The sequence below is a fragment of the Leptospira alstonii serovar Sichuan str. 79601 genome (assembly GCF_000347175.1).
Taxonomy (GTDB): domain Bacteria; phylum Spirochaetota; class Leptospiria; order Leptospirales; family Leptospiraceae; genus Leptospira; species Leptospira alstonii.
Genome location: NZ_ANIK01000036.1, coordinates 5,001 through 28,197, shown reverse-complemented (window position 1 = coordinate 28,197; position 23,197 = coordinate 5,001). Strand labels below are relative to the sequence as shown.

The following is a 23,197-nucleotide window of genomic DNA, read 5'->3' as shown; positions in this document are numbered from 1 at the left end:
TTAGTTCGACTAAATCTAAAACTTTTAAGATTCGTTCCGCTTCCTTTTTGTATCGATCAGGAAGTAAAGCTACAGAAACTTCTCTGGATGCTTTTGTTCGTAAATGCTTTTTGGTGATTTCAGTCAAACCGGCTTGAGTGAATAAACTGTGAAGTCGATTCTTACCTTGCGTCAGTTGCCTTGTCCAGTTCTCATGCTCTGTACACAATCGCCGATTATCTTCCTCTTCATCCGTGGGAATCGGAACAACCGGTAATTCTTCTATTGGATAACGTTGAATGAGCCTGGCTATTTTTAAACTGTCTTCTTTATCAGTCTTTTTCAAAGATTGATAGATCGTTGCTAAGTCTCCGGGATTCAAGACAATTACTTGAATCCCTTTGTTTAAAATTGATTTTGCAATTCTAAAAGATTGAGAGCCCGCTTCCAGACCTACAATATCATTTAAAGTCAGCCATTTTAATAAACTGCTAATACCGCTTTCCGTTGTACTGAATTGCCGACGTTCGAGCGAGTTCTCCGAATTAATTCGAACAACCTCTAAACTTTTCTTTCCGCAATCAATTCCTACATACTTGATTTCTTGACTGTTCATTTCTTTTCTCCTAAAATGACAGAGGGCGGAAGGTCTTAACAAAGCCGGGTGATATCACCAGCACTCCTATTCGCGGTCGACTTTGTTAAGCCGCCACACTTTGGTTTGCGGTGGCCGATTTAGATTCATCTATGGACCGGGGTCTAAGCCCCAAGAGAGCGATCAATCTGCCATCGGCCTTCTTGACTCCGTCGAATCAAGAATATCACACTTCGAGCTGTCTTACGTCCAAGAATCATACTAATCTATGGATCATTCGACAGGAAGCGAAATTGAGTTTCTTCCCTGAATTGCGCCCCCTAGAAACTCAATGCAACGCTTCCTAAGGGGCGCGTTGCAGGGCGGGCGTACGTTTCACGGAGGATTTGTCGTAATTCCGACAGATTTATCTTCAGATCCAGGTATTTGTGGGTAATTTTATGCCTAACCACTCGCCCTTTGAAACCGGCGTTTTAATCCCTCAACTTCAAAACGAATTGATCGATGCCTCCTTGAACGGAAAGTCCGTTCAACACACCTCCAGACGCCGATCCTACACAGTACAGATTTCCATTAGAATCGGTTCCGATCCCGGTGCCGTAAAGCGACTGGCCCGGAGTAGCTCCGATCTGTCTTACCCATTCCTTATCTCCGGAAGTGGAATGTTTGGAAACGAATACGTCTTTAACTCCGACCGAATCGGCTTCTCCCTTTTCAACGTTTTCATTGGTGCTTCCGGTCGTAAAAATATTTCCTTTCCGATCCACATCTATCGAATCAATGTCTGTTACCTTTAACTCTCCGTCGCCTTTACCGATCTTGCGGGTCCACTGAAGTTTACCTTCCGTGTTGAATTTCATCAAGGTTCCGACGTAACCCTTATGTTTTCCGGTATTCGGATCCGCTTCACTCTGTCGTCCTCCGACGATAACGTCTCCACTCCGATCCACGGCGATTGCGTTGCCTTCATAATGGTCCGAACGTGTTCCTCCCCGTTGTGCGAAAAATTCATACTCTCCGTTCGCAGTCTTGTATTTTAGAACGAAAAGACTGTAATTGCGCGTATTTCCTTCGGAGCCGGTAAATCGACGCTTTTTAAAATCCGCATCTCTTGCGGTGCCGACCATATAAACATTCATCGAATGTCGGTCGAGAATGAGTCCGCCCGGAATGATATCGGTCGCCTGAATCGAAAGTTGTTTGAGCCAAATCTGTTCTCCCCTACGATTAAACTTAATGATGAATGCGTTACCGGGACTTCTATAACTTCCTCCAAAGGGCGCGTTTGTAGTTCCGGCCACATAGACATCTTCCCAAACATCCGCCGTGATCGCGGTGGGCACGACTAAGTTATATGCACCGGGAACACCGACTTGTTTTTCCCAGAGCAAATTTCCGGCGGAATCGAACTTAAGTAACAACATTTTTTCGTTTCCCTCGTTCTCTCCTTCCTCCAAAAAACGCATCCTAGTTCCGGTCGCGTATAAATTTCCTTTCCAGTCGACAGCAATTCCGCCCACCTTCAACCTTACGCCCGGAAGCCCGAATTCTTTCGTCCAGATGATCTTTTTCTTAGAATTGTATTTTTTCAAAACTAGATTTCTAGTAGGAAAAAGTCTTTGGGTCCGTTCGTCCAAATAAAGATTTCCGTCAACGTCCGAAATCACATATACAAAACCGTTGTTTTTATCGACCGCCAATCTGGACCGCATAGTCAACACACCGGGGGATTTTCCGTTTAAGACGGTCCATTCGGGAAGTTCGACCTCCTCCGACTTTTCCGGATCCGGATTTAAATTTTCATCCGACGAATTTTCGTCCGATGAGACTGAATTACCATGCAAGGTAGGCGTAACGTTCCCTTGGAACAAAGCGACAAATAAGTTGTCGCCCTTTGATTTGGGCGCACAAGCCTGAAACAATAGTATTAAGATGGGGATGCAGAAACGAATCATTCTATTTTTCCTAACGTATATTTGAATGATTCGACTCCAAAGATCGAAGATTTTTTGGAAAGAAATTTTAAGAAGTATAGGGCATTTTCCCCTATACGTTAGGATACGCTCCCAAACCGTTTCCAACTAAAGCGCGAATTTTCACCGCCGTTTCCCCAAAAAATGGATCTTGCATAAGATTCGTCGGATAAACGCTACAAAATGGAATTTTTATGGCAAATCGGCATCGGTTCGAAACGTTTTCGTTTTAGCGCTTATGTAATGGGCGCCTTTAAAAATCCGCATTTTTTTGGAAATCTATATTATAAAATAAAAATATTTTCTTTTTCTAATGTAGAATCCCCTTTGTTCCGAGTTCGGGACGCCACCTCTTCGAAAATTTCCCGATATTTGTCGTGGTTGGTTCCCATGATTCTATCCCAAAAGTTGAAATAGAGGGAATAGTTACAATTGAAGTACTTATGATGAACGTTGTGGTGCGTGCTCGTATTGTGCCAGTTCGTATACTTGTTTTTTAAAAAACGGGACGGGAAAAGTTCGTAGGAAAGATGACCCAAAACGTTAAGCGAAGTCATATAAACTAAGAAAACGAATATCGCCGCCGGATTCAGAGGAAATACAAACGACACGATCGGAAGGATTCCGGCTTCGACGATCGCTTCCAAAGGATGAAACGAAAACGCAGCCCAAGGTGAAGGGTTGGTGGATTTATGATGTACGAGATGAAAGTGTTTGAAGAAAAATTTATGATGCATCATCCGATGCGTCCAATAAAAATACGTATCGTGCAAAAAAATCAGCGCAAACACGCTGAAGATAAGATATCCAAACCCGTAATCGTCGACATTTTCGTAGATCAGATTGTAATCTTGTATGTGAGACCAGGCGATAAACACTCCGGACAACGCGAAAATCAGGAAGGTTATCAGCGAATATTTGACTTCGTGAATGATTTTTTCCTTTTCCGGTTTTTTGCCCTGAATGAGTTTGTGGGAAAGTTTTTTACCCAAAAAAATCCAAACGACCAAAAACACGATCCCCGCAAAGAGCAAATAACGTATCAGCAAAATTCCCCAGACAATTCCGAAAAAACCGGAGTAACCGACCTTAGAAAGTATTTCCTGCATTGGACATCCACCTTAAAATTCCGAATATACAATAATGTTATTTTAACTCTAAATTCCGATTTGGTCCATTTTTTTTAAATTATTTCGACCGATTCTTAAAATCGTTCGATTTCAACAGATGGATCGTTAGAGATCGATTTGTTTCCACTTGGAGGTATTTTTTTTTCGTCTAACCAACATCAAAATTTGTGATTTGGCGCTGAAGCCGGCCATGATTTTCTCCGCATTCGGACCTCTCAACGTAGGAACTCCCGAAAGTCGAAGCTCTTCTGTAAAATCAGAAACTCACCGAGACTTGGTCGGCAAATTTTAGAACACGTAAACTTAGTTCACGGTTCAAAATCGATTTTGTACATCTTGTCAAAATTGATTTTGAGGATTTTTCCGGTATCGATTTCGGTTAACGTGAAATTCAGATCGTCGTCCACAAAAACATTATGAATATTGAATTCTCCAGAATCAAAAATTCGGATTGAATCATAATTTCCAAAATCCTCGAATTTAACGATTCCGATTACATTTTTACCACCGGTATAGCCGAATATTCTGTTTTCAGATCGTACCAGAGAAAATAGATAATTACCGTCTCCGGAATACCAGAATTTGAGTTTATCAAAATCTAAATCGTAATTTTTATAGAATATGGATTTCGTTTGGTCGGACAAAATCGGTTCTGACAGACTATTAAAACCGATTTTAAAATACTGCAGACCCTTTAAAGAAGGAGAAATCATATTATAGACTAATAATAATAGATTTTCCTTCGGCAAATAAGTGATAGCGGGGTTCGTTGCGGTTCCAACCTCTTGATAAATACGACCGGAATAATTCTCTTCCAATGAATTCAGATCGATTATTTTCAAATAAAAAGAAGTGATCCTTTGATTTCCATCGTTCCACTCTTCCTGAAACCAAACCAAATATAACAAATTGCTTATGATGACTCCGGAATAATCGTGGATGATCCCGTCCAATTCGTATTTTTTACGTTTTCCTCCGTAAACGATCGTTAACGGAGTTTTATTTTTTTTATCAAATTCAACGTCGTAGAAAGAAATCTCCAACTTCCGTTTTAAATCCGGATTACCGTAAAAATACAATAAATCCGGAGAAACCGAACCAAATCTAAACCTATCGAATAGAAGCAGATTTTTCGGGGTCGATACTTTCAGATCCATTTTATCGAGCGTAGTAATAAAAGGAAAAGTTTCCAAACGGGACTTTTCAAGAACTTTCCGAAACGGAGAATTGAAATCGCTATTGATCCCGATTACAAACGAACCAACGAGTAAAATAACGATGGAAATTAGAACCAAGACCATTCTTTTCGTAAACCTATATGCAGTTTTTTGATTTTGATACAAACGAAAATAAACGTATATACCGAAAGGAATCCAGTAAAAAGAACCCGATAGAATTCCGGAAATACCCGTTTGGAAAGGAAATAGAAACGTTTTACCGATCGAACGAGAATCCAAAAGTGCAAAAAACATGGGAATAAAACTCGATAAAAAAATCGGGAACAGGAGGGAAAAAACAATAAAACAGAATATTAAGAATTTATTTTGCACCTTATCATACGTTTTTTCTAAAATAAAAAGAGCGATGAACGAAAAAATCGAAAAATATAGATGAAAATGAATCTTAAAAGAAATATCGATAGTGGATAAAAAAACGCTGTTAGTCAATAACGGAAATAGGATCAAATTTCCAAATAATAAGTTTAGTATATAAAACTTTATGAATTCTCTATTTTTCAAGGCAATCCCCGCTTCAATATCATTGTTTCCGTCTAATCCGCGCATGAATCGGAAGAATTACGGTTTATATTCGTCTTATCAGTTTCAAATCAAAATAAGCCGGACGATCTAAAAACGCGAGTCAATCGCCGATTCCTTCCAGATTTTCCAACTCCGCCCAAAAGTTTTTGGTTTGTAGATCGGGAAGCAGAGTCCGAATTTGTTCACTGTCGATAAAACTATCCTCTTTCGGAGATTCTTCGATTTGTGTTTCGGGAATTTTTTCGTGTTCTTCCAAGAGGGAAAAAATTTCTTTCCAAGTATGCCACTGATTGTCCGAAAGGTTGAGTACGTTCGGGATCGTATTCCAATAGCTTGTAATTCGAATCTTTTGAATTAAAAGCGAAACGGCCAGAGCCACGTCGTCTCCGTGAATCAGATTGAGTTGTCTCGAACACTTTTTCACGAGTCCTTTCCTCACCCAATCGGCGGGATTTCTAAGAGGCCCGTAAATTCCGCAGAGCCTCAAAATTTTTCCACCACGCCGGAGCCATTCCCCTTCGACGGCAAAACGATCGTGGTCCTCGATCAAAGGAGTGGATTCGACGATGTCCGGAACTCTTTTGTAAATGCTCGTCGTCCCCAGAAGAATTAAATTCTTACCCGAGGAAAACACAAGATTGATAAACGAAGTCGGATCAGAAAGTTTCTGAACGGGAAACGTAACCACGCATAAATCTAAACTTCCTTTCGGATACTTTTCAGCAAATTCGTTCAAAGAAGGAACATTCGAAAAATCGAATATTTCAGTTCCTTCGATGCGGGTTTTGGCCGAAAACGTTTTGAGTTCGATCCCCGTATTCGATCCCAACTCTTTAGCGATCCGAATTCCGGTATAACCTAAACCGAAAATTCCGACCCGCATTTATTCGAGACCCAATCGTTTGTAAATCAACCCCACTTTTTCGAGATACGGTTCGATTTTAAAAATGTCGTCCAGATCTTTCCGACTCAGAACCTGATTGACTCGGCCGTCCTTTTCCAATCTCGCTTTTAGATTTTCCGATTGGTTCGCCCAGACCGCCATCGCGTGTTCTTGAACGATCAAGTAAGCGTCTTCCCTTACGATCTTGCCCTTTTCAATCAATGCAAGAAGCACCTTTTGGGAGAATATAAGTCCTCGTGTGACGCCTAACGTTCTTTCTATCGCATCCGAATATACGTGAAGATTTTCGATCACGAACAACATCTTATCCAGAATGTATTCGAGCGCGATGGTGGAATCCGGAAGTACGACTCTCTCCGCGGAAGAATGGGAGATATCCCTTTCGTGCCAAAGGGCCACGTCTTGCAGACCTACGTTTACGTTCGCGCGAATCACTCTGGAAAGACCGGAAATCCTTTCGCAGATCACCGGATTTCTTTTATGGGGCATCGCCGAAGAACCTTTTTGCCCGGCGGAAAAAGGTTCTTCCACTTCCCTTCCTTCGGTCTTTTGCAGAAGACGGATCTCCGTCGCCATACGATCCAAAGAAGAAGCGGTAACGCCGAGGACGGAAAGATAAAACGCGTGCCGATCCCTGGAAACAACTTGAGTCGCGATAGGATCCACCGTAAGGCCCATCTTTTCGCAGACATAGGCTTCGATCTCCGGATCGATATTGGAATATGTTCCGACGGCGCCGGAAAGTTTTCCGACGGAGATCTCTTGTCTCGCGTCGGCCATTCTTTTACGATTTCGGTTTAATTCTTCAAAAAATAATGCGAACTTCAGTCCGAGAGTCATCGGTTCCGCGTGTATCCCGTGGGAACGTCCGATACAAGGAAGATCCCTGTATAAAATCGCCTTCTTCTTGACGACGGTGATAAGGGCGTCCGTTTTTTTAAGGATCAGATCCATCGCCTGAACCATCTGAACACAAAGGGCTGTGTCTCCAATGTCGGAAGAAGTCAGACCGTAGTGAACGTGTCTTCCGGCGGGTCCGATGTAGGAATTCATGTTCGTCAAAAACGCGATCACATCGTGATGAACCTTACTTTCGATTTCCAGGATCTCATCCACATTGAACTTAGCTTTTGTCTTAATTTCCTGAAAATCTTCCGGAGGAACCTCGCCCCGTTTCATCCGGATTTCGCAGGCGAGTATTTCTATTTCTTTCCAAATTTCAAACTTGTTCTCTAATTCCCAAATCTTGGAAATTTGCGGATTGGAATAACGATCGATCATTTCTAAAGGTTCCTATTTGAATTCCCATCCACTCTTTCGAGTAAGTCTATTCTGTAAAAAGAAAAACGAACCCCGTAAAAAAAGCGTTTAAAATTCGTTTTTTTGCTCAACTTTCTAAACCTCTTTAAATTAATTTCGATTCTTTCTAAAAAAAAAAGAACCTCCTTCGGGTTTCGAAAGATAGATACACATCCTTAAAGAACTGGTTTTCGTCCCTTTCCCGTCACAACGTACGAACGAATCTTTTCGAAGCCGCAGGAGTTCGAAACCTCTTGATTCCCTAAAACTTAGTTTTAACGATTCCTTTCTCCAAACGAAAACCGACGATCACTCTTTTGCATAAGCGATCCTTCTATTGCAACCCTTTGAGGGCGACACTTAAGCTTTGGAGAACGTAAAATCCAAATTCAAGAATCGGAATATTCTAACTTCAACATGAATCTGCGGAGAAAGTTCGGGCGAATCCGGCCCCGATTTTTTCTTACGTAAAAAACTGGGGCCGGACCGCGCTTTTTACTCCAATCAACAAATTGACGGTTTGCTTGAAAAACGGTTTTCTTTCGTCCTTCCAATTTGTTCGGGATTTAACTCAATGTTGCTCTCTATGGATCGCAACATATAATCGCTTTCGCTTCGCGGCTTTTGGCCACAACGCTTCCTAAGGGGCGCGGTCGAGAACCCGCCTGAAAAAATTTTCAGCCCAATTCAAAGGAACGAACGAATTCGCGGATCGTGTTGATATGATCGATCTCGGGAGAAGGATTTTCCTTACTCGGTTCGTAGAGATGTTCGTCAAACACGTGATAGTCGAAGATCTTCAGTGAAAAATCGGGAAACGTAATGATTATATTTTCCGAATGAATGTCGAAGATCAACTTTTCCTCTTCGGCCAAATGTTTGGTCACCTCGATCACACGATGAAAATCCATGGCGATCTTTTTCAACTTGGAACGGCTGATTACTCCGAACTTATGAGTGTCGAAGTTCAGTTTCCATTTCGGAAAAAAAGCGTCCTGCAAAGGATTCTGACGGATCTTTTCGTTCAATCGAATGAATTCCTTTAGATGTTTTCCGGGAAGAAGATTTTGATTGTCGCAAGGTGTCAGAGTTAAAATCGGAATTCCGAACGGAGTCTTCCTCGCTCTGAGTCCCATAAAATAGCGAGTGGGCAACACAAGATCCGGAATCAAGGATTTCAACTTCCAGTAATGAAGCCTTTCCAAACCCAAACGAGCGAACTTAAAATGAATGTCTTCCTTTGCGGATCTCGTCCAGGTTTTGGATTTTAAGAATTCCATCAGTTGGATCTCTTCCGATTTCAGATAACGTTCCAGATTTTTTTTAACGTGTTTGTACAAGGAACCGAAGATCGGATCGGAAGGTAGTTTTGACTTTCCTATCTTTACGACCTGATTCCAAGGAAGCGCATACACGAACTTGTAGGAACCTCTTCCGATATATTTTTCGGCGGAAAGAGGCATGAAGTTATCGAGATACTCACGTTCGTATCTGTGCGTTATGCGAAACAGATGAGAAACGGGAAGGATTTTTTCGTAGGTTTTTCGGACAAATCCGGATTCGCGAAGACGATAATCCACCGGAAGATCTTCGATCGGAATTTCCGGTTTCGTTTTTTCGGGATCGTAAAACAGTTCCTTATCGAGCCCTTTTTCCAAAAGCTCGATAAAGTTCGGAATCTTAGGAGAACTTAAAAAATCCCGTATAACGCCGCCGAGTTCTCCGAGTCGATTCCGTTTATTCATAAATTTGAATCTACTGAAAGATAACTTTCTCCGGAACGGAAGGAAGTTTTCCTTTTTTCAAAATCGCGTCGTTTAGTTTCGAAGACTGTTCTTCGTCCAACCACCAAAGAGAGGAGGCCTCCCTTTCACTTCCGTATTTTCCGAGAGGATTTTTAGGAAACTTAAATCGGTTCCAATACATAATTCTTGTCGCGCTCGTATTCCATAAAAGAACGTAAGGAACCTCGGCGGTTAAAATTTTATCGATTTTCTTTAAGATCTCGTTTCGTTTCGCAAGCGAAAACTCCGTTCTTTGTTGTTCGATGAGTTTATCCGCTTCGGCGTTCTTAAATCCGGAAAGATTGGGTTGTCCCTTTTCTTCCGCGTATTGGGAATACCACATCGCTTCCGGATCCTTGAACACTCCCCCACCCCAAGCGGCCCAGGTCATATCGAAGTCGTACTTATCCATTCGAGAACTCCACTCGGCAAGATCCGTGGTTTCCAAGTTGATTACGATCCCGACTTCTTTGGCTCTTTCCTGAATGAGGGTCAGGTATTTTTCGGACTTCTTATCTCTCTCCAAAATGTTGAATCTGAATTCCCTCCCGTCCTTTTCCAAAATTCCCTTCGAGTTCGTTTTCCAACCGGCTTGAGCCAGAAGTTCCCTCGCCTTCTTTATGTCGAAATCGATCGGAGGATTCGGGAAAGAATTTGCGGGCCAAAGCTCCTGATAGAACGAGTTCGTTTCTTCGTATTCGTTATACGCCAACTTTTCGATCAGAAGTTTTCGATCCACGAGATGAGCGAACGCCTTACGAACCTTAACGTCCGAAAAAATTCCCCTTCTCATATTAAAAACCAGACCTTGAAAACCGATCGCTTTGGAGTTATAGAACTTTTGTTTAAGAATATAATTCTCGTCGAACTTCTCGCCGACCGCCTCTTTCACCCAAAACGAAGCCGTGTAGGTAGGATAGATATCTATATCACCTTTTTTGAATGCTTGAAACGCGATCGGCTCCTCGTTATAAACCTTGAATAGGATGGTGTCGAAGTTATCCGTTCCTTTGTAAAAAGGATACGCGCGCATCCAATAGTCTCCCCTTCGACGCATCTTCACGTAACGACCTTTTTTCGCCGAAAGCATCAAATAAGGACCGGAGACGACCGGGAAGTCGAAATTCTCCTTATCAAAGTTTCTGTCTTGGTAGTAGTGCGCGGGAAGAACATAAAGAGAATTCGCAATCGTGTTGAAGTTCGACCAATGAATTTCCTTTTGAGTGAATTCGATTTCTCTTTCGTTCAGAACGACCGGTTTTTCAAAACGAGAAAGATCGATTCGAAAGGATGCCGTATTGTTATTCTTATCCATGAGAGTTTCGTAAGTAAATAAGACGTCTTTTGCCGTGACCGGTTTTCCGTCGGACCAAACCGCGTTCGAATCGATCTTAAAAGTGAACTTCTTTTTATCGGGAGAAATTTTCCAAGAAGAAGCGAGATGAGGAATCGGTTCCAACGTGATCGGATGATAGTCCAAAAGGGGCTCGAACATAAGACCGAAAATATGAGCCGTGGTGGAAAATTGATCCAAATAGTAGTTTAAGGATTTCGGAAATTGATGACTGTAAATTCGGAACGTCCCGCCCTTTTTTGCTTCGGGAGAAACGATCGGATTGTGCGCTCGAAGCGCGACCGGAATCGAATCCGGATTACCCTTCCACGGAAGTGTTTCCACAACGGTAGCCGCCTCGGATTCTTCCTTATCCCCGCAATCGATCAAAACGAAACAGGAAAGGACGAGGAAAATGCAAAAAACGGAATATGATACTTTTTTCAAGTAGTTACCTCTTTTAATTCTTAATTCTATGCGCTTGATATACGTCCGGGATCTGTTTGAGATTGCTTAAGATCTCTTTGAGTTGATCCAAATGTTCCACGTCCACTTCAAAACTCGCGACTAAGTTTCCCCTTTGATCGGTGCTTGCTTTGGATTCTCTGATGTTGGTTTGTGTGTTGGAAATCGATTTTACGATTTCCATAAAAATACCCTGTCGGTCCTTCGATTTTACTTCGATCAGCACCGGAATCGATTCGCTCTGACCGTAATCCCATTCGACGGTGATGACCCGCATGGACTCTTCCTGTTCCTGTTGTTTTGCGGTAGCGCATCCTTTTTTATGGATACTCACGCCTCTTCCCCGGGTGACAAATCCGATAATCCCGTCGCCGGGCAAAGGAGAACAACAACCGGAAAGTCGCACGGGAATTCCGCGGAGACCGGCAACGATCACCTTTCCCGCGGCCAGATCGATTTGTTTTGCGGGTTTCGAAGCAGGTTTTTTTTTGAGTTCTTCCAGAACGTCCACGTTAAGCGTAATCTCGGCGGCAAACTCCGCTTCTTGTTGAAGATCCTTTTTGGTTTCCTCTCTCAGTTTCCGAAAGTAACTCCTCAATTTTTGTCTTGCGGAAGGAGTTCTCACGATACGCAACCAAATCGGAGAGGGTTTGGTTCTTTTATCTGTGATGATTTCGATCTGATCGCCGGAACGAAGTTCGGTTCGGAGAGGAAGCATCCTTCCGTTGATCCTTCCGCCTTTCGCTTTTAAACCGACATCGGTATGAATCCGAAACGCGAAGTCTAAAATCGTCGCCCCTTTAGGGAGCTGAAGAATTTCACCTTTCGGAGTGAATACGAACACCTCGTCTTCGTGAAGATCGTATTTGAGTTCTTCCACAAATTCTTTCGGATCCAAAGCCGAGTCCTGCCAAGAACTGAGGAGCTCGAGCCATTTCACCTTAACGCTCTTTGAAGACGCGGAAGGTTTACTTTCCTTATACATCCAGTGCGCGGCGATTCCGTATTCGGCGATGTCGTTCATCTCTCGGGTGCGAATCTGAACTTCGAGAGGTTTTCCGTCGGGACCGATGACGGTCGTGTGAAGGGACTGATACATGTTGGTTTTAGGAGTCGCGATATAATCCTTAAAACGGCCGGGAACCGGATTCCAAAGTGTATGCACGATTCCTAATACTCCGTAACAATCCTTCACTTCGTTCGTGATGATACGGATCGCTCTAAGATCGAAAATTTCGTTGAAGGTTTTCTCTTTGAGTTTCATCTTGCGATAGATGGAATAGAAATGTTTGGCCCTTCCGTCCACGTCCGCTTCGATTTGAATTTCGGAAAGTCTTTGAAGCAGAATGATCTTCAGGGTTTCGATAAACCCTTCCCTTTCCGATTTCTTGGAATTGATGTTCTTCTTTACTTCCTGATAATCATCCGGATTTAAAATCTGAAACGCAAGGTCCTCGAGTTCGGATTTGACTTTATAAATCCCCAATCTACCCGCAATCGGAGCGTATAAGGAAAGTGTTTCCAGGGCGATCCTTCTTTGTTTTTCGGGAGGTTGAAACGAAAGAGTACGCATGTTATGCGTTTTATCCGCCAGTTTGATGAGAATGACTCGTATGTCCCGGATCGTAGCGACGATGATCTTTCGGATATTTTCCGCGGCTTCGGTTTCTTTCGACTGACTTTTGATCTTGGAAATTTTTGTGACACCTTCCACGAGATCGGTGATGTCCTCTCCGAAATCCCGGATCATATCATCTCGAGAATATTCGGTGTCTTCGATGACGTCGTGAAGAAGTCCCGCGCAGATGACCTTCTCATCCAGACCGAGTTCGTAGAGGATAAATCCCACTTGAAGCGGATGAACGATATAAGGTTCGCCCGAAAGTCGGAACTGTCCCTGGTGCGCGCGTTCGGACACGTCATACGCCTTTTGAACGGATTCATAGGCGTGATCTCCAAGCGTTTCCCGAACTCCTTCCAGGAGCATGTCTTTGGTTGCGAGAGCTTTCACAAAACCCATACCTTCAGCGTTGCTCGATATCCAAACCGAGATCCAGAAAACGAGTCGTATGTGTGAGATATCCCATACTCACGCCCGCTCCTGAAAATTCGGAAAGGGCCTCCAGTTTTTCGGGAGTGATCCCTCCGGAAAATTCGACCAGAACGTTAGGCGCCTTTTGCGTGAGAATGGAATACGCGGTCTTTGTATCTTCCAGAGAAAAATTATCCAACAAAATGATCTCGGCTCCCGAACTCATCGCGTCTTCAAGTTGCAGAAGGGAATCGATTTCCACTTCTACAAGCCGGCCCGGAAAACGTGTTTTGATTTTTCCGACAGGTTCGCGAGAAGAAGAATACATCGCGAGATGATTGTCTTTGATCATCGCCATTTCGGAAAGATTGAGTCTATGATTACTTCCGCCTCCGCAGTAAACGGCGTATTTTGCGAGTTTGCGATAACCCGGAAGGGTCTTACGAGTATCCAGGATCATAAGACCTTTTTGTCCGTATTTCTGCACCACTTCGCCGGTTCGAGTGGAGATGCCGGAAAGATATTGAAGAAAGTTCAGTAAAATCCTTTCTATCCTAAGAATTTGAACGAGACTTCCTTCGATTTTTAAAAGTGTGTCGCCTTTTTGAAAACTCTCCGAGTCCTTTTTTAAAAGTTCCGACCGAAGTAGGTTTCCGGAAAGAACATTCAATACTTCTAATACACCGGACCCGCAAAAAATTCCTGGTTCTCTTGCGTTCAAACTTGCGGTCGCTTTTTGATCCGGAGTAAAAAGGGAAACGGAAGTGATATCCTCTTCCGGACAATCCTCTTGCCAGGCCAATTTCACCAGAGTTTCATAGTCTTGATAGCTTACGGACGAAATCGGATGGGTATAAGCGCGTTTCATTTGAATCCAAAAGAAAGTTTTGCAATTGGAAAGCCACAATCAAGTGAATTTCGGTCAGAATCTCCAAAATAAGAGACTGTCGTAGATTGCCTCAAAAACTGTAGTGCAAATTGCTCTCTATGGATCGCAATTACTAAACTCATGAATTGATCTCTATGGATCGCAATTACTAAACTCATGAATTGCTCTCTATGGATCGCAATTCAGGTAAGAACTCCGTTCACAAACAAAAAAGGCTCGGTATAATTGACCGAGCCTTCGTTTTGAAAAAATCTTGCGATTTTTTACTGAAGATTTTCCGGATTTTCTTCTTCTCCGTTTTCCTCTTCAGGAGCAGCTTCCTCATTGGTTTCGGAATCTCCACCACCGGCTTCTTCTTCCGACGCAGCCGCCGGAGGAGTCATAGTCTCAGTCTTCTTTTTATGATCCGCCTCTCCGGATTCGGATTCTTCAGGAGAAGTCGCAACCGGTTTCTGATTTTCCTCAATGGCTTCCACTTCTTCCTTAGCAGGCTTCTTCTTTCTGGAAGGCTCATACTTATGGAATTGGGTCGAACCTTTTTTAGGAGGAATCAATAAGACTTGTTTCGGATAAATCAAGTTCGGATTTTTGATTTTGCCGCGATTCGCTTCGTAAATTCTTTTCCAAAGCTTTGCAGTTCCATAATGTCTCTTGTCCTTTGCGATTCTCCAAAGACAATCTGCGGGAACCTTTTTACGAACCACATAACGTTTCCAACCTTCAGGCAGACCGTCTTCTCCGATTTTTGAAGAAGAACTTTTTCCGTCCGTTGTGGATTGATTCTTAGTATTCTTTTTAGTATCGGTTCCGGTTTTTGTATCACGACCTGCGACCTTGTCATCGGTCGTTTTTCTTTCCATTCTTTCAGCCAATTCAATAACTTGGTCTACTACGATTCTGGAAAGACGGATCGCTTCTTCGGAACGAGAGATCGAATCTTCGTATTTTTCGGAAGAGTATAAATCTTCTGCGGATACTCTGGACTCGTCCGCAGCTTTTAGATTTTCTTCGGCTCTTTGGTAAGAAACCTGAAAATCTCTGGAAGCGTTGATCTTATTCTTATCAAAAGAGGCTAATTTTGTAGTGGCGCTCGCTACGCTTTGTTTTGCCAGTTCCTTCTGTCTTTCGGCATAAGCCTTGATATTCTTGGCGACAAGTTCTCCGGATTTTTTGCGGATATCGTCGATTTCCGCGTATCCATCCTTGATCTTTCCTTCTTCGATTTTCGTTTTGGAGGAATCCAAACGGGCTCTTGTTTCGGAAACTTCCGGGTCTTTTCCTTCGGCGTATTTATCCGCGTCGTTTAGATTTTTGTCAATATCCGCCAATGAATCGATCAATTGTTGTTTTTGAGAAAGCGCCAATACTTTCGATTCGTCCGCAGCTTTTTTAGAATCCGCATATTTCTGACGAGAAGCCTCATACTGGTCGAATGCGGCCAATCTCGTTCTCAGTTTGGCATCGTCTCCGGATTCTTTAGGATAGGATTCTAAGGTTCTATCCGCCGTTTCCCGAAGCGAATCCCCTTCTTTGCGAAGTTGGACGGAAGTATTATAAGGTTCGGAAGCGAGTTGGGAAGCGTAGGCTTCTTCGGCGGATTCGATCGCGGCGCTGGATTCCTTACGAGTATCGTCTACGGAAGAAGGAAGGGATTTTTCGGAAGCATCCAGAGCCTTTGCTCTTGCATACAATGCGGATTTTTTCGTTTCTCCAAGATCTTCTTCCGAAGCTTTTTGATGTGCTGTGAGTAAATTCTTACGAGCTTCTTCCAACTCGGCCGGGGCGTATTTTTCTGCGCCCGCGGACTTCGCTCTTGTGATGGAGTTTTTCGCATCACTTAACTCCTGAATAGGGAGTTCAGCTCCGCAGGAAATAAGAAATCCTGCGAGTAAGATTATAAAAAAAGAAAGTATTTTTCTTTGAGTTGATTTCATTGCGGCACCAGGTTTCAGAAAAGGTAGGATAAAATTAGGATCCGGTCTTACTTAAAAGCAGAAACTGCTTCCGACTCATTATCAAAAATCTCAAAAAAAGAGGTCAGCTTTGTGAGCTCGAACACCTTTCTCACGGATCCTGAGACGTTGATAATTTTAAGTCCACCCTGATATTTCTTCAGATTGGAGAGGCTGGAAATGAGAGCACCGATACCAGAAGAGTCAATGTAGGAAACTTTTTCCAGATTGATAATGGTATAATATTTTTGTTCCTCGATGAGTTTAGCGATTACATCTTTAATTTCTGGGGCATTGTAGAGATCGATCTCTCCGTTTATGTCCAGAATCACAATGTTCCCGCTTTCTCTTCTGGTTATTTCCATAAATAATCAGCAACTCCTTTCTGTATCTTTCCGGCCAGCTCTACTAAAGGAAAGGCGATTCTTTAAATAGTCAACCGGAAAATTCGGGCTTTTCATACAAATTTTTCCACTTGGCATAGATTTCTAAAAACCTTCCCGCTTGAATGGACTTTTGAATCTCTGAAAGGAAACTTTTCATAAAATATAAGTTATGATACGTCGAAAGTGAGAATGCGGTGATCTCTCCCACGTGATGTAAGTGTCTGATGTACCCGATACTATATCTTTTACACACCTTACAGCCGCAATTCGGATCCATAGGCGCATCGGAGTTCTTCCATTTTTCATTTCTAAGATTGATCTTTCCTAAAGACGTAAAGACTTGGCCGTTTCTTGCGTTTCGGGTCGGAAGTACACAATCGAACATGTCCACACCGTTCTTCACTCCGTCCAAAATATCCGGAACGGTGCCCACTCCCATCAAATAAAGAGGACGATTTCGATCCGTATAGGTCGAAATTCCGTTCAAAATTCGGATGAAATCCTTCCGAGGTTCTCCGACCGACAGTCCACCGATCGCGATTCCGTCAAACGGCAGTGAGGTGATCGTATTCAAACTTTCTAAACGTAAATCGAGATCGACTCCTCCTTGAAAAATTCCGAAGAGATGTTGAGAATTCTTATCCTTCTCCCAATATTCCACGGACATTTCAGCCCATCGAGAAGTGCGTTCCAAGGATTGCCTCAATCTTTCCGGACTGGAATCAAAGGGAGCGCAGTCGTCCAAAACCATCATGATATCGGAACCGATGCTTCTTTGTATGTCGATGACAGAACCGGGCGTAAAATAGTGACGACTTCCGTCGATATGAGATTGAAAACGAACTCCGTCTTGTTCGTATTTAAACAGGGAGTTGAGACTGAATACCTGATAACCTCCGCTGTCCGTAAGGAGCGCTTTTTTCCAGGTCGAAAAATTTTTAAGTCCTCCGAAACGATCCAACACGGAAGTTCCGGGTCTGAGATAGAGATGATACGTATTTCCTAATATTAAAGAATACTCAAGTTCTTCAAGATCGTCGGCCGAAAGAGTTTTAACGACTCCCCTTGTGCCTACGGGCATGAATACCGGAGTTTCCAATTTCACTCCGTTGAGATTTAGAATTCCGGTTCTGGCTCTTGTATGAGGATCTTCGGAAACGGTTTGAAAAATCATCTACCGGCAGAATGTTCGTTACAGGTTCCGTAGATGTTCAAGCTATGACCCGTGATCTTAAAGCCGTTGTCTTTTGCGGCTTGTTCTTGGAGTTGTTCGATTCTTTCATCCACAAACTCGACGATTTTTCCGCAGACCGTGCAGATGATATGATCGTGGTGTTTGTGTCCTATGATGTGTTCGTAATATTTGTAATCCTTTCCGAAGTTATGCTCCTGCAATAAACCTGCAGAAACCATAATGGAAAGAATCCTATAAATTGTAGCTTTGGAGATTTGATCTCTCTGGTCCTTAAATTCCTCTAAAAGTCCTTCTGCGGTGAAGTGATTGTGAAGGGAAAAAATTCTTTCCGCTACCAACATCCTCTGGTTGGTAATCTTTAGACCTTCTTTTTGAAGGTATTCGGAAAAGGTCTGCATTTCCATGCGAACCGCGGGTTCCGTTTTGTTTAGAATGGCTTCCTGTTTTTCTCGATTCATATAAGATTACCCAAAGAACGAATCAAGATTATCAGGGATCGATCTTTCCGGCAATAGAAAAATACCAAGCTCTTTCCATCTCCTCTGCGATTCGAATCGCCATAATTTTTAAAAGCCGCGCCTGAGCCTGACTTTCGCTTTCTCTGAACCCGACCTGATCGGAGAATATAATTCTTACCGGAATCTCTTCCCTTTCTAAAGGTATTTTTTGTCCTCCCGCTTTTTGAAGTTCGAGTCGAACGATGATCAACATTTCTCTGGAAATCGATTGTCCTCCTTGGTCGAGAAGATTTCCGACAAGCTGATAATGAACGACTTCTCCGTAAAGTCGATACGCCGCGATCGATTTTTCTCTAGTCTGGATAAATCTTCCTCTTGTATCTATCTCGGCGCGAACGAGTTCAGTGAGTAGAGTTTGAACTCCGATTCCGTACGAATTGTTTCTGAAGTTCTGGACGTAAAGCCTTCTCTGATCGTCTGGGATCGGAACCCCGTCGATTTTCGGCGGGTTCCGAGGTTCTCTTGTAAAATAAGTGCAGTGATAAAATTGTAGAGCGATTACAAGTAGGATCACCGGTCGGGCAAAAAACATAGTTAGAAATGTCTTTTGTGGTCGGACCTCCGCGCAAGGAGTTTTTTACGGGCGCTTTTCGACTTTACAAATTTCATTTTTTGACCCAGTTTTTTCGGAAGATGAAAAGATTTTTTACTCTTTCTACTTTCAGTATGTCTCAAAACTTAATTTTACTTTATCAAAAATGTCAAACTCTTAGCTCAGGACCCCGCGCTCGTATGTCGGGCTCCGTCATCGATACTGCGAGAGTTCAGCATCGCCGAGTTTCTTTCGGATCCGGTTTTTATGTTGCGCTTTTGTTCGTTTTCATCTTTCAAGGGAAGGGATTGAGGGCGGAGGACCGACCAGAATTACTGCTTTTTCCCGAGTTACAAGGAAAACTCCGATTTCCGATGGAGATTCAAACTCCAGTCTCCGGTTCTTTTGCAGAATATAGAACTCACCACCTTCACATGGGAGCTGATTTTAAAACCTTTCATCTGAATGGTTTTCCGGCGATCGCTCCTTTTGACGGAGTCGTCGAATCCGTCTCCGAATCTCCGACAGGGTACGGACTCAATTTAATGCTTCGTTCCCCCTCGGGATTACGAGCTAAGTTTGCGCATCTTTTCAATTTGGAGGGTGCAAAGAAGGAACTGGAGAATTTAAGACAGGCACTTCACCTTCTAAGCAACGGAATTTTTTCCGTGAAGTTTTCGGATCGCAAATTTTCCGTAAAACAAGGGCAACCGATCGCAAGAATCGGAGAATCGGGAACCGGAGTTCCTCATTTACACTTTGAACTCCACGGGAACGGAGATACGTTTAATCCCCTTGCCTATCTTACCGTGAACGATAAGGACGGAACTCCACCCGAATTGTTGGTTCTTTACGTTGATTCTTCCGATGGTCAGAAATTCAGAATCCCACTTAAGAAAAAAGAAGACGGAACTTATGAACTGAATGATCCGGAACCTTTGAGGCTCGGCGGAGAAGTGAGGATAAAACTCGGCGCGTTCGATCGAATGAATTCCCGGAACAAAAACAATCTCTATTTTGCAAAACTTCTATCCGAGGGAAGGATTCTCTATGAAAGGAAATTTGAAAAGATGAGCTACGCGGAAGCAAGGGATCATCAATCGATTTATGATTCGAATCGCTCTTCGCTCAATCCGCCGGTTTATGTCTATAATCTTTTTCCTTCTTTAAAATCAAGCGTCGATCTTAGAGAATTTTCGGAAAACCAAGAGATCCCTTTGGAAATCGTGGCCGGAGACAAAGAAGGGAACCTTTCTTCCCTGAAAATCAAAATTCTCAATTCAGGTTTTAAAGGACAAACGCAGAAAACAACCGCAACGGAATATTCGTCTCGGGATAGTAGGTTTTTACTCAAAACTCCGAAAGGAAATACATTCGGAAAAGGGTATGTTCTTTTTGAAAAGGTCGGAACTCCTCGCGAAAATTCATTACCCGAAGGTTTGGTTTTAAAAAGCGAGCTGATCGAAATCGAATCGACCGGAATCAGTTGGTCCGGGGAAGCAAAATTGTTGTGGCGGGGGAGAAAACTTGGTAAAGGGGAAAATCTTTATTTATTCGAAGAAGGAACAAAACGTTGGGTGATTTTAAAAACGACCTCCGAAAGCGGAGGAACGAGCGCGGTCTTGAATAAAATAGGAATCGTTGCCGTTTTAGAAGACCGTTCTAAACCCAGAATTGATCATCCGTTTTTAATTTCCCGTCATAGATTTACGCCGGAGGTCCGACCATCTTCCCTTATAGAAAGAATGTATTCCGTATCCGATATCGGTTCGGGATACGCCGGAGGAGCGGAGATTCTTTTAGACGGGCAAATATTTCCGTATGAATTTGAATCCGATCGTAAAATGATTCTTGTGAAAATTCCGCGATCTTTTGGAAAATTTAAAAGAAGGTTTTTACTTCAAGCAAGAATTAAAGATAGGGCCGGTAATCTTTCAGAGTGGTTAACCGACCTCATTGATTTGGAAAAAACGCCGGAAGATATGGAAAATGAGAAGGACTATATTGCACTTTAACGTTCTTATCCTCAAGAATTATTTTTTTCAAAGTGGTCGGTAGACCAACCACTTCTTTGAAAAAAGGGCTCTTACTGAATCTAAGTTCGCCGTAAAAAATGCGAAAGCGATTGCAATATTATGTTTCAAACTGAAAATCCGAAAAGAAAAACGTGGGAGTTCCCACATTGGACGGTTTTCGGACAAGTTCTAAAGTGAATTACTTCCTATCATAACCAGCCCCGCAAAGCAGAGAAGGATTTTGGAAGAAGAATCGAAAACGCACATTTTTCAAGTGGCTAGTGATTAGATTTTAGGAATTTGGACTTTAGATACAATAAAACGCAAGTGTTCCGATAAGAGTAAGGCTTTTTACTTGCAAAAAGTATAATTTTCTGATATTAAAAAGCCTCTGGGTCGCGTTGAAGAAACGCAACCCCACAACGCTTCCTAAGGGGCGCGTTGTGGGGCCGTTGCACTCGAGTTTCTTATTCTCCCATCTTTCTCCACAAACCCGCCTTACCTAAGACCGGCTACTTCTTCGAGTCAGTGTTATAGACTCCACCGGCAGAAGCATTATAATTGATTTCAAAAACGTCATAGTCCGACTTTCTCCAACCGGTGGCAAATGCCACAGAAATACCGATATAATATTTAGTTCCAAATTTCATCGTATTCCAGACAAACTGAGCAACTTCTTCGTTAGTTATGGAAAAGGAATGAACCTTACCGCGAACTTCATCCAGATACAAACCTTCGTAAGTTCCTATTAGGGTTCCTTGATATTCTAATTGAAGAATTCTTCCTGAAACCGAGAAATTTCTTTTTGATCCGGACTTCTCCACGATGATTTTATTCACGACTTCCTTAGGAATCGTCGCAATTTGTTTTTGTACTCCGACCACCTCAAAATCTGTGGAAAGCGCGATTGGCTCAATTTTATGAATCCTATATTGAATTAAAATTTCTTGATTTACGCTATTATTTAAAAAATTTACAATCTCTCCATTTTCAGGGCGAACCGAAAATTCGACCTTTTCTTTCAAAGGAGTAAAACATTCGTCTTTTGATGCTTCGCACTTTTCGGATTTATCATAGGTGGTGAATTCCAAAATACCTTCGTGAGAATCGAAAATAAGTCCTCTACTTTCAAACTGAACCAGCTTTACGACCGCCCAACCTTCCGAATAAGTCCCTAAAGCGAAAACGGAAGAAAAAGAAAAAAACAAAGACCCGATTGAAAAAAGTAAAACACCAATTCTTTTTAAATTCCTAAACATGAATACACTCCAAAATTTCCTTAAATTCTAAGATGAAATCAATGTAAGAGGAAGAATTTTCATTTTCAAGAAATATTTAGAGTTTGTCCTACTGATCCCTATAAAATTGAGTACCGGTAGTTTTTATCGCAAAACACTGTTTCAACGCAAAATATTGGGGGCTTTATTATATAGCTATGAGTAAAACTTTCAAAATTCGACAATTCTATCGTCCATGAAGAAAGGAGAACAGGTTTTACTCATAACTGTAAAAAAGAGTACCATCCCTAAGAACGTAAGTTCGGTTTAACGAATGCGAAAGCGATTGAAGCGAGATCAACAAATTGGAACGACGAAAGAATTTCGCTTTTCGAAGGGTTCGTCAATTTGTTGATCAGAGCAGAAAGCGCGGTCCGGCCCTCAAGGCCGGATTCGCCCAAACTTTCCTACGCCTAACTCGCGTTAGTTATCTTGAGATAACCCTTCTATTCCTCTTTCAAATTAAAGCAAAAATTCTCATTACTTAAGTTCCGGTCTTTCGTATCGGTTCTTGATTGTGATAATGGAAACTCTGAAATTTCTCCAGGACCGGATTTTCGGCATATTTTGCTTCCGGATAAAGATCCGTTTCAAGTAATCTAACGAACATTCTACACATTGAAACGCGATGAAAAAATGCAAGTCTCCTGAGCTCTATCCAATCATCTTCAAAGGGTCGAAAAGGAAATCGTTTCAATTTGAGATTTTGCTTTTGATAACAGATTTTATCCTTGGAAGTGTTCTTTTGAACCAACAACAAATACGACCTTTTGTAAATGCATTGATTCAATAGTAACCTCAAAGAACCGGCCATTCGAATTCTTTTGTTTAAATAGGGGACCAGTTCTTTAGGAACATTAAGATCCGCGGGTGAGCCCAATTTTTTAAGATTCTTTTGAGAATCCAAAGCCAAAAGAGCTTTCTGATCAAATTGCTCCCTTCCGGAGCGGTTCGGTTTCAAGAGGCGTAAATGCCTGACTGCTTGTTTTGCTTTTTTTATCTTCATACCGGTTACGGTTCCAAGAATCGTTCAGGCGGTTCTGCTTTTTGAAAAAAAAATCCTTTTTTGTATTTTTTTTGAATCTGATTTTTAATTTTATAGGTAAATATTATAATATTTTGATTTTTTTAAATTTTGTAATCAGGATTTCCCTAATATCCGTTCGATTTTACTTTTAA

At 42.3% G+C, this 23,197-nt stretch carries 18 protein-coding genes; 1 reads left to right on the top strand and 17 read right to left on the bottom strand.

All coding sequences use genetic code 11. From position 1 onward, the window contains the following. The 15 genes from LEP1GSC194_RS09370 to lptE all read right to left on the bottom strand — a co-directional run. A partial coding sequence (locus LEP1GSC194_RS09370) for an IS110 family transposase (protein WP_036040806.1) occupies positions 1-595 on the bottom strand: 595 nt, incomplete at its 3' end. A gap of 452 nt (positions 596-1,047) precedes the next feature. Beyond that, entirely contained in the window at positions 1,048-2,529 is a 1,482-nt protein-coding gene (locus LEP1GSC194_RS09365; RefSeq protein WP_036041926.1) for an SBBP repeat beta-propeller lipoprotein, LipL53 family, read from the bottom strand. A gap of 302 nt (positions 2,530-2,831) precedes the next feature. Further along, complete coding sequence (locus LEP1GSC194_RS09360; protein ID WP_020773359.1) at positions 2,832-3,656, bottom strand: sterol desaturase family protein; 825 nt, start codon at positions 3,654-3,656, stop codon at positions 2,832-2,834. Between the two features lie 329 nt (positions 3,657-3,985). Next, the gene (locus LEP1GSC194_RS09355) at positions 3,986-5,149 is read right to left on the bottom strand and encodes a hypothetical protein (RefSeq protein ID WP_231384520.1); all 1,164 of its coding nucleotides are present in this window, start codon (positions 5,147-5,149) and stop codon (positions 3,986-3,988) included. Positions 5,150-5,537: 388 nt separating this feature from the next. Further along, positions 5,538-6,320 carry a Rossmann-fold NAD(P)-binding domain-containing protein gene (locus LEP1GSC194_RS09350; RefSeq protein ID WP_017810262.1) on the bottom strand — a complete coding sequence of 261 codons (783 nt, stop codon included), beginning with the start codon at positions 6,318-6,320 and terminating at the stop codon, positions 5,538-5,540. Next, positions 6,321-7,622, bottom strand: a complete 1,302-nt coding sequence (purB, locus tag LEP1GSC194_RS09345) for an adenylosuccinate lyase (RefSeq protein ID WP_017810263.1) — start codon at positions 7,620-7,622, stop codon at positions 6,321-6,323. It abuts the gene before it with no gap. Positions 7,623-8,317: 695 nt separating this feature from the next. After that, positions 8,318-9,385, bottom strand: a complete 1,068-nt coding sequence (locus LEP1GSC194_RS09340; protein WP_020773368.1) for a hypothetical protein — start codon at positions 9,383-9,385, stop codon at positions 8,318-8,320. Between the two features lie 10 nt (positions 9,386-9,395). Continuing rightward, positions 9,396-11,204 (bottom strand): extracellular solute-binding protein, encoded by a 1,809-nt coding sequence (locus LEP1GSC194_RS09335; protein ID WP_020773364.1) that lies wholly within the window; start codon positions 11,202-11,204, stop codon positions 9,396-9,398. A 13-nt stretch (positions 11,205-11,217) separates the two neighbouring features. Further along, positions 11,218-13,242, bottom strand: coding sequence for a RelA/SpoT family protein (locus LEP1GSC194_RS09330; protein ID WP_020773360.1), 2,025 nt, complete (start codon positions 13,240-13,242; stop codon positions 11,218-11,220). A 4-nt stretch (positions 13,243-13,246) separates the two neighbouring features. Next, complete coding sequence (gene nadC, locus LEP1GSC194_RS09325; RefSeq protein ID WP_020773367.1) at positions 13,247-14,161, bottom strand: carboxylating nicotinate-nucleotide diphosphorylase; 915 nt, start codon at positions 14,159-14,161, stop codon at positions 13,247-13,249. 245 nt (positions 14,162-14,406) lie between these two features. Further along, complete coding sequence (locus LEP1GSC194_RS09320; RefSeq protein WP_020773357.1) at positions 14,407-16,077, bottom strand: lipoprotein LipL71; 1,671 nt, start codon at positions 16,075-16,077, stop codon at positions 14,407-14,409. Between the two features lie 47 nt (positions 16,078-16,124). Next, a complete protein-coding gene (locus LEP1GSC194_RS09315) occupies positions 16,125-16,460 on the bottom strand; it encodes an STAS domain-containing protein (RefSeq protein ID WP_000406878.1) in 336 nt (111 codons plus the stop codon). Positions 16,461-16,530: 70 nt separating this feature from the next. Further along, on the bottom strand, positions 16,531-17,655 hold the full coding sequence (tgt, locus tag LEP1GSC194_RS09310; RefSeq protein WP_020773369.1) for a tRNA guanosine(34) transglycosylase Tgt: 1,125 nt from the start codon (positions 17,653-17,655) through the stop codon (positions 16,531-16,533). Next, positions 17,652-18,134 (bottom strand): Fur family transcriptional regulator, encoded by a 483-nt coding sequence (locus LEP1GSC194_RS09305; RefSeq protein ID WP_017809903.1) that lies wholly within the window; start codon positions 18,132-18,134, stop codon positions 17,652-17,654. Before LEP1GSC194_RS09305 ends, tgt begins: the two co-directional genes overlap by 4 nt. A 31-nt stretch (positions 18,135-18,165) precedes the next feature. Continuing rightward, positions 18,166-18,726 carry an LPS assembly lipoprotein LptE gene (gene lptE, locus LEP1GSC194_RS09300; RefSeq protein WP_020773355.1) on the bottom strand — a complete coding sequence of 187 codons (561 nt, stop codon included), beginning with the start codon at positions 18,724-18,726 and terminating at the stop codon, positions 18,166-18,168. Between the two features lie 200 nt (positions 18,727-18,926). Between lptE and LEP1GSC194_RS09295 the strand changes: the two genes are divergently transcribed. Then, the gene (locus LEP1GSC194_RS09295; RefSeq protein WP_081605069.1) at positions 18,927-20,741 is read left to right on the top strand and encodes a M23 family metallopeptidase; all 1,815 of its coding nucleotides are present in this window, start codon (positions 18,927-18,929) and stop codon (positions 20,739-20,741) included. Between the two features lie 512 nt (positions 20,742-21,253). Here the strand turns inward: LEP1GSC194_RS09295 and lsa26 are convergent. Both lsa26 and LEP1GSC194_RS09285 read right to left on the bottom strand, forming a co-directional pair. After that, positions 21,254-22,000 (bottom strand): surface adhesion protein Lsa26, encoded by a 747-nt coding sequence (gene lsa26, locus LEP1GSC194_RS09290; RefSeq protein WP_020773362.1) that lies wholly within the window; start codon positions 21,998-22,000, stop codon positions 21,254-21,256. 502 nt (positions 22,001-22,502) lie between these two features. Then, entirely contained in the window at positions 22,503-23,024 is a 522-nt protein-coding gene (locus tag LEP1GSC194_RS09285) for a DUF1564 family protein (RefSeq protein ID WP_020773366.1), read from the bottom strand. Positions 23,025-23,197: the final 173 nt, after the last annotated feature.